Origin of the sequence: Pseudomonas sp. S9, assembly GCF_000222125.1 — a bacterium.
Lineage (GTDB): Bacteria > Pseudomonadota > Gammaproteobacteria > Pseudomonadales > Pseudomonadaceae > Aquipseudomonas > Aquipseudomonas segetis.
This window is the reverse complement of sequence record NZ_AFFX01000007.1, coordinates 43209-55742: the sequence shown is the minus strand read 5'-3', so window position 1 is coordinate 55742 and position 12534 is coordinate 43209. Positions and strand designations below refer to the sequence as shown.

The 12534-nt window shown below is 58.8% G+C and carries 15 protein-coding genes; 3 read left to right on the top strand and 12 right to left on the bottom strand.

The annotated features are described in order from the left end of the window. Positions 1–76: 76 nt before the first annotated feature. Positions 77–514 carry a YqaA family protein gene (locus PSES9_RS0115160; RefSeq protein WP_010488325.1) on the bottom strand — a complete coding sequence of 146 codons (438 nt, stop codon included), beginning with the start codon at positions 512–514 and terminating at the stop codon, positions 77–79. Positions 515–590: 76 nt separating this feature from the next. Then, positions 591–1319, bottom strand: coding sequence for a VC0807 family protein (locus PSES9_RS0115155; RefSeq protein WP_029529582.1), 729 nt, complete (start codon positions 1317–1319; stop codon positions 591–593). Positions 1320–1664: 345 nt separating this feature from the next. Here PSES9_RS0115155 and PSES9_RS0115150 point away from each other — a divergent pair, with 345 nt between their 5' ends. From PSES9_RS0115150 to PSES9_RS0115140, 3 genes are all read left to right on the top strand, one after another. Continuing rightward, positions 1665–2435: a substrate-binding periplasmic protein gene (locus PSES9_RS0115150; RefSeq protein WP_010488315.1), complete on the top strand. Its 771-nt coding sequence runs from the start codon at positions 1665–1667 to the stop codon at positions 2433–2435. A gap of 77 nt (positions 2436–2512) precedes the next feature. Further along, positions 2513–3376: an isocitrate lyase/PEP mutase family protein gene (locus tag PSES9_RS0115145; RefSeq protein ID WP_010488314.1), complete on the top strand. Its 864-nt coding sequence runs from the start codon at positions 2513–2515 to the stop codon at positions 3374–3376. Positions 3377–3454: 78 nt separating this feature from the next. Then, positions 3455–3721, top strand: a complete 267-nt coding sequence (locus PSES9_RS0115140) for a DksA/TraR family C4-type zinc finger protein (protein ID WP_010488312.1) — start codon at positions 3455–3457, stop codon at positions 3719–3721. Positions 3722–3802: 81 nt separating this feature from the next. Here PSES9_RS0115140 and ureC read toward each other — a convergent pair whose 3' ends face one another. The 10 genes from ureC to urtB all read right to left on the bottom strand — a co-directional run bounded on the left by ureC (position 3803) and on the right by urtB (position 12479). Next, complete coding sequence (gene ureC / locus PSES9_RS0115135; protein ID WP_010488311.1) at positions 3803–5503, bottom strand: urease subunit alpha; 1701 nt, start codon at positions 5501–5503, stop codon at positions 3803–3805. Positions 5504–5531: 28 nt separating this feature from the next. After that, positions 5532–5837 carry an urease subunit beta gene (locus PSES9_RS0115130; RefSeq protein ID WP_010488310.1) on the bottom strand — a complete coding sequence of 102 codons (306 nt, stop codon included), beginning with the start codon at positions 5835–5837 and terminating at the stop codon, positions 5532–5534. Further along, on the bottom strand, positions 5834–6367 hold the full coding sequence (locus tag PSES9_RS0115125; RefSeq protein ID WP_010488309.1) for a GNAT family N-acetyltransferase: 534 nt from the start codon (positions 6365–6367) through the stop codon (positions 5834–5836). Before PSES9_RS0115125 ends, PSES9_RS0115130 begins: the two co-directional genes overlap by 4 nt. Positions 6368–6373: 6 nt before the next feature. Continuing rightward, complete coding sequence (locus PSES9_RS0115120) at positions 6374–6895, bottom strand: GNAT family N-acetyltransferase (RefSeq protein ID WP_010488308.1); 522 nt, start codon at positions 6893–6895, stop codon at positions 6374–6376. Between the two features lie 26 nt (positions 6896–6921). After that, entirely contained in the window at positions 6922–7224 is a 303-nt protein-coding gene (ureA, locus tag PSES9_RS0115115; protein WP_010488306.1) for an urease subunit gamma, read from the bottom strand. A gap of 39 nt (positions 7225–7263) precedes the next feature. After that, a complete protein-coding gene (locus PSES9_RS0115110; RefSeq protein WP_010488304.1) occupies positions 7264–8115 on the bottom strand; it encodes an urease accessory protein UreD in 852 nt (283 codons plus the stop codon). A gap of 79 nt (positions 8116–8194) precedes the next feature. Continuing rightward, positions 8195–8893, bottom strand: a complete 699-nt coding sequence (urtE, locus tag PSES9_RS0115105) for an urea ABC transporter ATP-binding subunit UrtE (RefSeq protein WP_010488302.1) — start codon at positions 8891–8893, stop codon at positions 8195–8197. A 69-nt stretch (positions 8894–8962) separates the two neighbouring features. Beyond that, positions 8963–9814 (bottom strand): urea ABC transporter ATP-binding protein UrtD, encoded by an 852-nt coding sequence (urtD, locus tag PSES9_RS0115100; protein WP_010488300.1) that lies wholly within the window; start codon positions 9812–9814, stop codon positions 8963–8965. Beyond that, positions 9811–10902: an urea ABC transporter permease subunit UrtC gene (urtC, locus tag PSES9_RS0115095; protein WP_010488297.1), complete on the bottom strand. Its 1092-nt coding sequence runs from the start codon at positions 10900–10902 to the stop codon at positions 9811–9813. The genes urtD and urtC overlap by 4 nt, the downstream gene beginning before the upstream one ends. Continuing rightward, positions 10902–12479 (bottom strand): urea ABC transporter permease subunit UrtB, encoded by a 1578-nt coding sequence (gene urtB / locus PSES9_RS0115090; RefSeq protein WP_010488292.1) that lies wholly within the window; start codon positions 12477–12479, stop codon positions 10902–10904. The genes urtC and urtB overlap by 1 nt, the downstream gene beginning before the upstream one ends. Between the last annotated feature and the right edge of the window lie 55 nt (positions 12480–12534).

Genomic DNA, 12534 nt, shown 5'->3' with positions numbered 1-12534 from the left:
GGCCGCGCATTCTATGCGAGCTGGCGCACGAATGCTCCCCATGTGTTGCGCTTTGCGACAAATGAAGGGAAGTGGGCTAGCCGAGGTTCAGGGTAATTACGGCCAAAATGCCGTAGCGCGCGACTTTGGCGAGGGTGACCAGCAATAGAAAGCGCCACAACGGCTCACGCATGATCCCGGCGACCAAGGTCAGTGGGTCGCCAATAACCGGCGCCCAGCTGAGCAGCAGGCTCCAGCGGCCGTAGCGTGCATAAAAGTCCTGGGCGCGCTCAAGCTGCTGTGGCTTGACCGGAAACCAGCGATGCTTGCTGAAGTGTTCAATGTAGCAGCCGAGCCACCAGTTGATCAGCGAACCGAGAACATTCCCCCCGCTGGCTGCCAGTAGCAGCAGTCCTGTCGAGTAGTCATGGCTGAGCAACAGGCCAACCAACAGGGCTTCAGACTGCAGCGGCAGCAAGGTCGCCGCCCCCAGGGCCGAGAGAAATAACCCCAGGTAAACCGAAAGTGTCAGCACGCAGGCGCGACTCGTCGCTTTACTGGCACGGGCTCAGCCATGCCAGGGCGCAAGCCGTCATGCTCGTTGTTGGGGCTCAGGGCTGCTTGTCTTGCTCAGCCTGGTGCATGATTTCTTCCAGTTTCAGGCCGGTCAGGCCATGGATAGTGCGCCACAGGTAATAGAAGATCGCCATCATCATGATCATCGACGGGATCGCGATCATTGGATAGCTCAGCAGCGTCAGACGGCCCAGTTCATCGTTGAAGGCTTCGCTGCCCGCCGGGCTGACAACGATCCAGCGCGCCAGGATGTAGTTCATCACCGATGAGAAAAAGAAGGTGGCGCTGAGCAAGTAGGTGGCCTTGAGCAGGCGGGCTTCAAACTGCTGGGTGTTGCCGCCTTCATCGAGCCGCTGCTGAATCTTGTCGACATTGAGTACGGTCTTGTTGAACAGCATGGTACGAATCAGGGGGTAGCGTGTGCGTGTCGACACGAGTACGGCGATACCAATTACGCCGGGTACCGCGGCTTCCTTGATCGCCAGCCACTGGTTGTTCAGGTGCAACAGGCCAATGCCGCCAGTCAGCAAGACACTGACCAGCCCCAGCAGCGCAATGAAATTGAATTTGCGGTACTTGATCAGCTCGAACGCGCCCCAGCCAATGGGGAATGCCAATGCCAGCATCAAGGCACCATCCGGGCCGAGACGTGTTTCACCGCTGAGCTTCATCAGTACCAGTGACGGTATGACGATGCTGACAAGCAAATCGATGAGCGGGCGAGGTTTGTGTTTAGGGGTTGTGGCTTCTGTAGTGTCGATCATATCTGTCATGGTGCTGGGTTGAAGGGCGATCATCGCCTGCTTGAGCCTTCGAGGCTAGTCCGATTGTCGGTTCAAGTGTGTGATTTTTGTTCTGCCTGTTAGCAAAGCGTGCGATTTGCGCTGAAAGTTGTGCCCAATTGAGTCGTGTTAGGGTCTATAGATCGTTTTTTGCACGCATTGATAAACTGCGCTGTGTTAGGCATTTGCTAAGCAAACACCAAGCGTTGGCCGATAACATTGCGATCAATGTAATGTACGGGCCTGTTTGGGCGTCTACTGGACGAGGCTTTGAGCGTTGGGGGTCAATGAACGCCATCATAATTGTGAGTACAGGGGGCGGGCTTGATGCGTTCATTGCAGAAGAAATGTGTCGCCGTGCTGCTGAGTCTGTTAACGACCAGCGCCGGTGCGGCCATACGCCTGTATACCGAAGAGGCTGCAACCCTGGCTTTTACCGAAGAAAATCAGCTGCGCGGAATGTCGGTAGAGATTTCCGGCGAGTTGATTTCACGTACTGGCAGCCATGATGCGGTGAAAAAAATCAGGCCCTGGGCGCGCGGCTACTATAAAGCCTTGCATGAGCCCAATACCGCGATTTTCTCAACGGTGCGTACCCCTGAGCGCGAAAAACTGTTCCAATGGGTGGGGCCGATTCTGGTCGGCACAACCAGCTTTTACTCGCTGAAATCGCGCCACTTGACGTTCAATAGCCTGCTTGATGCCAAGGCGAGCGGGCCGTTGGCTGTACCCAAGAAGTGGTACACCTATGATGCGCTGAGTGAGTTGGGCTTTGAAAATCTATACGGCGTCAGCACCCCAAAGAATATGGTGACCATGTTGAAACATGGCCGGGTTAAGCTGATTGCCACTCAGGATGTCACGCTCAAGGACGAACTGGCCACGGGTGGTCTGAAAGTTGCTGAGGTACAGAGCCATGTGCCTTTTATGCAATCGGCCTATTACATTGCCTTTTCGTTAAAGACAGACCCGAAAATTGTCGCGACCTGGCAACGGGCCTTTGATGATATGCGCCATGACGGCAGTTTCTCAGCCATTTTGAAGCACTGGTTACCCGATGCCGATCCTCGGCAAAGTGCGCCACCTGTGCAGCCCTGATCCTGCCCAGTACGGAACGTGGCGAAAGCGAGCGTCGTTTCACTATCAGTTTTTGGAAAATTCAGTCTATGCCAATCATGCAACGTGCTTCCCACCATGAGTTGCGCAGCGCTTTTCGCGCTTTGCTCGCCACAGAGAGTTGTTTTCATACAGCTTCGGTTTTTGATCCGATGTCAGCCCGCATCGCAGCCGACCTGGGTTTTGAAGTGGGTATCCTCGGCGGTTCGGTTGCCTCATTGCAGGTCATCGCCGCACCAGATTTTGCCTTGATCACCCTCAGCGAATTTGTCGAGCAGGCCACCCGTATTGGCCGTGTCAGTCGCTTGCCGGTCATAGCCGATGCCGACCACGGTTATGGCAACGCGCTCAATGTCATGCGTACCGTGGTTGAACTGGAACGAGCCGGCATAGCCGCGCTGACCATCGAGGATACCTTGTTGCCTGCTCAGTTCGGGCGTAAGTCAACGGACTTGATCAGTGTCGCCGAAGGCGTCGGCAAGATTCGTGCGGCGCTTGAGGCGCGGGTTGACCCCGACCTGGCGATCATCGCCCGGACCCATGCTGGCGTGCTCAGCATTGACGAAGTGATCAGCCGCACCCTGGCCTATCAACAAGCTGGAGCTGACGGCATCTGCATCGTGGGTATCGAGGATTTCGAGCACCTTGAGAAAATTGCCGAGCACCTGAGCGTGCCATTGATGCTGGTGACTTACGGCAACCCGAAGCTGCGTGATGACGCACGCCTGGCCAAGCTTGGCGTGCGTATCGTGGTGAATGGCCACGCCGCCTATTTTGCTGCGATCAAGGCTACCTACGATTGCCTGCGTGAACAGCGTGGGGCCGTTGCCTCTGAGCTGAGCGCCTCGGAGCTGGCGCTCAAGTACACCCTGCCCGAAGAGTACATTGTCTGGGCTGAAGAGTTCATGGACGTCAAGGAGTAACACGGGCGACGACCTGCCCTTGCCAATTACTCGGGATTGGTATCCTAATGAACCAGGGTTATTTATCCGGAGGTTCCCATGGCGGGGGGCTGGGCAAGTGATGGTGCGGTACAGGAGCAGATCGACAGCAGTATCGAGGATGCCGTCGCGAGGGCGCGCAGCCAGTTACCACGAGGCGAAAGCCTGCACCACTGCGAAGAGTGCGATGCACCTATCCCGCAAGCGAGGCGTGAGGCCATCAAGGGGGTGCGCCTGTGCGTGGCCTGCCAGGCGGCCGAAGACAAAGCCAACGCAGCCGGCGCGGGCTACAACCGCCGCGCCAGCAAGGACAGCCAGTTGCGCTAGCACGCCTGTTGATGACCTGGAACAAGGCCCGCAATTGCGGGCCTTGTTGTTTTTGTGGCGTAAAAAAAGCCGCAGCGCTTCCTAGAACAGAAAGTACCGTTGGGCCATTGGCAGGGTTTGCGCAGGCTCACACCAGAGCAGCTGGCCGTCGGCCTTTACTTGGTAGTTCTGCGCATCGACCTCGATATCTGGCAGGTAGTCATTGTGGATCAGGTCGGTTTTCTTGACCTCGCGACAGCCTTTTACCACCGCGATCTGTTTCTTTAAGCCCAACTGCTCGGGGACCCCGGCCTCCATCGCGGCCTGGCTGATAAAGGTCAGGCAGGTTGCATGGCGAGAACCGCCGTAACTGGCGAACATGGGGCGGTAATGAACGGGTTGCGGCGTTGGGATCGAGGCGTTTGCGTCGCCCATCAAGCTGGCGGCAATTGCCCCGCCCTTTAGAATCAAGCTGGGTTTGACGCCGAAGAACGCCGGGCGCCAAAGCACCAGGTCTGCCCATTTGCCGACTTCGATCGAGCCGACTTCATGGCTGATGCCGTGGGTGATCGCCGGGTTGATGGTGTACTTGGCGATATAGCGCTTGATACGGAAGTTGTCGTTGCCCTCGCCGTCACCCGGCAAGGCGCCGCGCTGTTGTTTCATCTTGTCGGCCGTCTGCCAGGTGCGGGTGATGACCTCGCCGACGCGGCCCATGGCCTGGCTGTCCGAGCTGATCATCGAGAAGGCGCCCAGGTCATGCAGGATATCTTCGGCGGCGATGGTTTCACGGCGAATGCGGCTTTCCGCGAACGCTACGTCCTCGGCAATGCTTGGGTCCAGGTGATGGCAAACCATAAGCATATCGAGGTGTTCATCGATGGTGTTCATGGTGAAGGGCCGGGTCGGGTTGGTCGAGCTGGGCAGCACGTTGGGGAAGCCGCAGGCCTTGATAATGTCCGGGGCATGGCCGCCACCGGCGCCTTCGGTGTGGTAGGTGTGAATGGTGCGGCCCTTGAAAGCGCCAAGGGTGGTTTCGACGAAGCCCGACTCATTCAGTGTGTCGGTATGGATGGCCACCTGCACGTCGTACTGGTCGGCAACGCTCAGGCAATTGTCGATAGCCGCAGGCGTGCTGCCCCAGTCTTCATGCAGCTTGAGGCCAATGGCCCCGGCTTTGACTTGCTCGACCAGCGGCTCCGGCAGGCTGGCGTTGCCTTTGCCGGTGAAACCCATGTTCATCGGGAAGGCATCGGCCGCCTGCAGCATGCGCGCCATGTGCCAGGGGCCAGAAGTGCAGGTCGTGGCGTTGGTGCCGGTTGCCGGGCCGGTGCCGCCACCAATCATGGTGGTCACGCCGCTCATCAAGGCTTCTTCAATCTGCTGTGGGCAGATGAAGTGAATATGGGTGTCGATACCGCCGGCGGTGAGGATCATGCCTTCGCCAGCAATGACTTCAGTGCCCGCGCCGACGGCGATGGTTACATCCGGCTGGATATCGGCGTTGCCACCTTTACCGATGGCCGCGATGCGTCCGTCCTTGATGCCGACATCGGCCTTGACCACGCCCCAGTGGTCGATGATCAATGCGTTGGTGATCAGGGTATCGACGACATCCCTGGCGCAGAGTTGACCCTGGCCCATGCCGTCGCGAATGACCTTGCCGCCGCCGAACTTTACTTCCTCACCGTAATGGGTGAAATCCTTCTCGACCTCGACCCAGAGTTCGGTATCGGCCAGGCGCACCTTGTCGCCAACGGTCGGGCCATACATGTCTGCGTAGGCTTGTCTGCTGATTTTCATTGAATATGTCCTGTGTCAGGCTGGCGTATCAAAGGTCACCCATAATTCGTCCGGCAAAACCGAACACGCGGCGCTCTCCAGCCAGGTCAACCAACTCCACCTGGCGCGACTGGCCCGGTTCGAAGCGCACAGCGGTGCCAGCCGGAATATTCAGGCGCATGCCTCGGGCTGCCGTGCGGTCGAAGGTCAGAGCATCGTTGGCTTCGAAGAAGTGATAGTGCGAACCCACCTGAATCGGGCGGTCGCCGCTGTTGGCTACGTCAGGGGTGATGGGGCGCCGGCCTACGTTGAGTTCGATGTCGCCGGGCAGGACCTGGTATTCACCTGGAATCATGCGGGTTGTCCCATGGTTTTGAAATAAATGGCCGTCGGTGAATAACTACCGTCGGGGCTTTGGCAATAGTTGGGCAGCTCACCGACCCGCTGGTAGCCCTGGCTGCGGTAGAAGGCTTCGGCGGCCGAGCCTGCCTCTGTATCTAGATAGAGCAGGCCGCGCCTTTGCTTGATGGCTTCTTGTTCAACCGCACGCATCAGTTGCTGGCCCAGGCCATGGCGGCGGACCTGGTGCAAAACCAATAGCTTTTGCACTTCGGCGCGATTGCGGCCATTGGCCTTTTGGCATAACTCGAGCTGTACGCTGGCCAGCACCTGTTCGTTGTCTACGACCACCCAAAGCAGCAGGTTGCCAGCATTGACGCCAGCTTGGACAAGGCTCATGTAGTCGTATGCCTGGTCTTCGCTCAGGTCCGCCAGGAAACCAACCGATGCGCCGTGCCTGACGGCATCGAACAGCAGTTCAACCAGGCCCGGGCGGTAGTGGGCAAAGCTTTCGGGGTGTACGCGACGTAGTTGGGCCCTGCTCATTCGGCGTTACTCCTTGTCGTCGTCCTGTTCGTCCGCGTTCAGGTTGAGCTGCATGAATGTCAGGTCGAGCCAGCGGTCGAACTTGCGTCCCACCTGGGGCATCTGCCCGGTGGTGATGAATCCCAGCTGTTTGTGCAGGCGAATCGAAGCGCGGTTTTCGCTCTCGATCGCCGCGACCATCACATGCAGGTTGGCGCTGCGTGCGCGCTCAATCAGGGCTTTCATCAGCGCCGGACCTATGCCCAGGCCGCGTTGGTCGGCGCAAACGTACACCGAGTGCTCAACGGTGTGTTTGAACCCCTCGATACTGCGCCAGGTGCCATAGGTGGCGTAGCCAACCAGGCGTCCCGTGCTGTTGCGCGCAGCAAGCACGGGGAAACCCGCAGCCAGGCGCTCGCGTAGCCAGAGGCGCCGGTTTTCCAAGTCCACCATCGTTTCATTCCAGATGGGGGCGCTGTTGAGCACGGCATCGTTATAAATCGCCAGCAACTCGGGCAGGTCTTGTTCAGTGGCGTTGTCGATATTCACGGCAAACTCCTCGATGCAGCGTCCAGTCAGGCAATGGGCTGGTGCACGGTGACCAGTTTGGTCCCATCTGGAAAAGTCGCCTCGACCTGAATCTCCGGGATCATTTCCGGTATGCCTTCCATGACCTGGTCGCGGCTGAGCAGGGTGGTGCCGAAGTGCATCAACTCAGCGACTGTCTGACCGTCGCGCGCGCCTTCGAGCAGCGCTGCGGAAATCAAGGCAATGGCTTCCGGGTAGTTAAGCTTGACCCCGCGTGCCAAGCGGCGCTCGGCCACCAGCCCGGCAGTGAAAATCAGCAGTTTGTCTTTTTCCCGTGGACTTAAATCCATCTGTGCATCTCCAGGCTGGACGCGAAAAAGCGTCGAAAATTAGGTGTTCCAGATTCTTGGTGGTACGGCTTCACGGCCAAGTACCGCTGGGCGCAGAAGTTGCCACAGCTGGATCAGCCAGGCACGAGCATGCAGGGCCTCGCGGGCCAGGCAGCGAGCGACCAATATGCCTGGCAACTGGCTGAGGTCGCCGCGTAGCTCCAGCCTGTTGTCTGCTGCCAGTTCGCGGCATTGCTCAAGCAACTCAGGGGCAATCTCGGCGCTAAGCAGCAAGGTGGCGAACACCGGATAGCCATCCAGGCCGATCGGCGAGTCGAGCAAGCCGTCATCGCCGACTACGCGTTGACGCTCATACCAGAGCAACTCGCCATCGCGGCGGATATTCAGCTCGGCCTGAAAGTGGCCAAGATCGAAGCGTTCATCACTGGCCGGGCGTCCCAGGGCGACTATGTCCCAGTAAAATAGTTTGCCATCGCCAATCAGCTCAATGTTGCTGACCAGCTCGGCATGGGCGGCGCTGTATACGATGGTTTCCTGCGGCATCCATTCCAGTGTCGCACCGGCTTCAACCCGTATATTCAATTGCTGATAAGCCGGGCCAGCGGCGCGATACCATTTGGCGGCGCCGGGACTGGTTAATTGTGCCCATGCGTTCTCGCCGAGGTGGATGTCGATATCCAGGCGATCGCCTCCGGCGATGCCCCCCGGCGGGTGGACAATAATGTGCTGGCACACTTGCGGGCCTTCGGCGTACAGGTGTTTCTGCACCCGCAACGGGCCTTTGTGGCGGCGCATGACCGGCCTTGTCGTGTCGGTGTCGCGGGCATAGCCAAGCTCCAGCTCGGCGTGCCAGCTGGGCGTGAAAATGCCTTGGGTAATTGGTGCATTCATAAGGCGCTGACTATTGAGACTCTAGTTAAGCGTATGGGCTAGTTTGGGTGCTGCTCGCGGCTTTTAAAAGCCCGAAACCTTAAATCGCCACCAAGCCTCTTACGCCGTCTGCCTCCATGGTTTCACCGCGCCCTTGCTGGATGATTTCGCCCCGCGACATCACCAGATATTGATCGGCCAGCTCAGCGGCAAAGTCGTAGAACTGCTCGACCAACAGGATCGCCATGTCGCCACGCTCAGCCAGTTTCTTGATCACCACGCCGATCTCCTTGATCACCGATGGTTGGATACCTTCAGTCGGCTCGTCGAGTATCAGCAGGCGTGGTTGGCTGGCCAGGGCACGGCCGATAGCCAGTTGCTGTTGCTGCCCGCCAGACAGGTCGCCACCGCGGCGCAGCTTCATCTCCTTGAGTACCGGAAACAGCTCATAAATAAACCCGGGCACTTCCTTGGCCTGGCTGCCGGGAAAGCGCGAAAGGCCCATCAACAGGTTTTCTTCTACGGTGAGTCGGCCGAATATTTCACGTCCTTGCGGCACGTAGGCAATGCCGGCATGCACACGCTGGTGCGGCTTGAAGCCGGTGATAGCCTGGTCTTCCCAGTTGATGTCGCCCTGTCTGGCGGGGATCAGGCCCATCAGGCATTTGAGCAAAGTGGTTTTACCGACGCCATTGCGTCCCAACAGGCAGGTGACTTCGCCGATCCTGGCCTCGAACGACAAGCCCCGCAGGTTGTGGCTGCCGCCGTAGTACTGGTGCAATTGTTGAACTTGCAACATGGGATATTCCTTGCTTGAGCATATTTGCGGATGCTGAGGCGCTCATCCAGACACAATTACTTATGGGGTTTAACGGCCAAGATAAACTTCGATCACGCGCTCATCGGCCTGCACATCATTAAGCGAACCTTCGGCAAGCACGCTGCCTTGATGCAGGACGGTGACGTGATCGGCGATTGAGCCGACAAAGCCCATGTCGTGCTCAATCACCATCAATGAGTGCTTGCGCGCCAGGGACTTGAACAACTCGGCGGTGAATTCGGTCTCGGCGTCGGTCATCCCCGCGACAGGCTCATCAAGCAGCAACAGTTGCGGGTCCTGCACCAGCAGCATGCCGATTTCAAGGAACTGTTTCTGGCCATGGGAGAGCAAGCCTGCCTGGCGCTCACGCGAGCCTTCCAGGCGAATGGTTTCGAGCACCTCGTCAATCCGCTCGCGTTGCTCGCCACTGAGTTTGGCGCGCAAACTGGCCCATACCGATTTATTGGTCTTCTGCGCCAGTTCGAGGTTTTCGAACACGCTTAGCGCCTCGAATACTGTTGGTTTCTGGAACTTGCGGCCAATGCCGGATTGAGCGATCTCGACCTCGCTCATGCGGGTCAGGTCCAGGGTTTCGCCGAAGTAGGCACTGCCGTTATCCGGGGGGGTTTTACCGGTAATGACATCCATCATGGTGGTCTTGCCAGCGCCATTGGGGCCGATAATGCAGCGCAACTCGCCAACGCCGATGTACAGGTTGAGGTTGGTCAGGGCTTTAAAGCCATCGAAGCTGACATTGATATCTTCCAGCGTCAGTATGGTGCCGTGGCGAACGTTAAGGCCTTTCTCCGCCAGGCGCCCGGCACCGATTGCATCACGGGCGCTGCCGAGCGGATCATGGATGGGTTCGAGCATGGCCTCAGGGATGGGTGTGGCTCTCATTGTTTTTCCCCTCTTTTGAGCAGGCCGATCATGCCGTGCGGCAAGTACAGGGTGATCAGGATAAACAGCGCGCCGAGGGCGAACAGCCAGTACTCGGGGAATGCCACGGTGAACCAGCTCTTCATGCCATTGACCACTCCGGCGCCGAGCAACGGGCCGATCAGGGTGCCGCGACCGCCCAGGGCCACCCATACCGCCGCCTCGATCGAGTTGGTTGGTGACATTTCGCTGGGGTTGATGATGCCGACCTGTGGAACATAGAGCGCCCCGGCCAAGCCACACAACACCGCCGACAGCACCCAGATAAACAGCTTGTAGCCGCGCGGGTCATAGCCGCAGAACATCAAGCGGTTTTCCGCATCGCGCAGGGCTGTCAGCACCCGGCCAAACTTGCTCCTGGCCAGCTTCCAGCCGAGCAGCAAGCTGGCAACCAACAGGATGACCGTGGCTAGAAACAACGCGGCGCGGGTTGCGGGCGCAGTGATATCAAAGCCGAGAATACGCTTGAAGTCGGTGAAGCCGTTGTTGCCACCAAAGCCGGTTTCATTACGAAAGAACAGCAGCATGCCGGCGAAGGTCAGCGCTTGGGTCATGATCGAGAAGTACACGCCCTTGATTCGCGAACGGAAGGCGAAGAATCCGAAAACCAAGGCCAGCAAGCCGGGGGCCAACACCACCAGGCACAAGGCCCAGATGAAGTTGTCGGTTCCCACCCAATACCAAGGCAGTTCTTTCCAGGCGAGAAAGCTCATGAAGGCTGGCAAACCATCACCGGCGGATTGGCGCATCAGGTACATGCCCATGGCGTAGCCACCCAGCGCAAAGAACAAACCGTGGCCCAGTGAAAGCAATCCGGCATAGCCCCAGACGAGGTCCAGGGCCAGGGCGACAATGGCGTAGCACAGGATCTTGCCGACCAGGGTCAAGGTATAGGCGTTGACATGAAATGCACTGTCGGCGGGCGTCAGGTGCAGCAGCGGCAGGGCGATCAACAGGGCCAGGACGACAGCGCCCACGGCAATTGACAGCCTCGGGCCAAGCTTGGCGCTGGTACGTGCCAGCAGGGTTTGATTCAGGGGCATAGTCATTAATCGATTACCCGTCCTTTAAGTGCAAACAAGCCTTGCGGGCGTTTCTGGATAAACAGGATGATCAAGGCAAGGATGAGGATCTTGCCGAGGACAGCGCCGATCTGCGGTTCGAGAATCTTGTTGGCGATGCCCAGGCAAAACGCCGCCGTGACACTGCCGGCCAGCTGGCCCACACCGCCCAGAACCACCACCAGGAAAGAATCGATGATGTAGCTCTGGCCAAGGTCAGGGCCGACGTTGCCAATCTGGCTCAGGGCCACGCCACCAAGGCCGGCGATGCCCGAGCCGAGGCCGAAGGCGAGCATGTCCACACGTCCGGTCGGCACGCCGCAGCACGCCGCCATGTTGCGGTTCTGGGTGACGGCGCGAACGTTGAGGCCCAATCGGGTCTTGTTCAGCAGCAGCCAGGTCAGGACCACCACGAACAAGGCAAAGGCGATGATCACGATGCGGTTGTAGGGCAGCACCAGGTTTGGCAGCACCTGGATACCACCAGACAGCCAGTAAGGGTTGGCCACCTCGACGTTTTGCGCGCCGAAAAGCACCCGCACCAATTGAATCAGGATCAGGCTGATCCCCCAGGTTGCCAACAGGGTTTCCAGTGGCCGCCCGTACAGGTGGCGGATGACCGTACGCTCCAGGGCCATGCCGATTGCGGCGGTGACGAAGAAGGCCACGGGCAGCGCAACCAGCGGATACAGGGCGATTGCTTCAGGGGCGAAGCGCTGGAACATGACCTGCACCATGTAGGTCGAGTAGGCACCCAGCATCAGCATCTCGCCGTGGGCCATATTGATCACGCCGAGCAGGCCGAAGGTGATTGCAAGGCCCAGCGCTGCGAGCAGCAAGATCGAACCGAGGCTCATGCCACTGAAAGCCTGGCCGAGCAGTTCGCCAATCATCAAGCGCCGTTTGACTTGCGCCAGGCTGGTTTCAGCGGCGGTGCGCACCGCAGCATCGGTTTCGTTGCTGTCGGCGAGCAGTCTTTCCAGGCGTACACGGGCCAGCGGTTGGCCGGTTTCACCCAACAGGCGCACAGCCGCCAGACGCACCTGCGGGTCGCTGTCAATCAACTGCAGGCTGGCGAGGGCCAGTGACAATGCTTCGCTGACATCGGCATCATCTTCCTGGGCCAGGCGTTCATTGAGCAGTTGCAACTGCGCTGGCTTGGCGCTTTTCTGCAGTTCTTGTGCGGCTAGCAGGCGAACGGCCGGGTCGGTGGAAAATAATTGGTGACTGGCCATGGTGATGGCGATCAGGCCGCGCAGGCGGTTGTTCAAACGCAGTTTGCGCAGCTTGCCGACGGGTTCCAGATCACCGCCTTCGGCAGCTTGGTAGCCTGTGTCGGTCTTGTAGAAGGGGGTCTTGTTGCTATCGGCTTCAACACGGCCGTTTTGCAGCGACTCAAGCAATGGCAGGCGAGCGGCATCGGGTGCAGCCGCCCAGGCTTGCAGCAGCTTGGCCTGTTTCGAGGAGTTGGCGGCGCTGAAATCAGCAGCGTCTCCTGCGTAACTGCTCGACCATTGAAAGCAGAGCAATAGCGCGAATAAAAGCCGGTAAAGGGCAGTGGTCATCATGCAGTTCCCTGTTAAAGCACCACCTCTCTTGATGGAGGTTTTGGCGTGACCA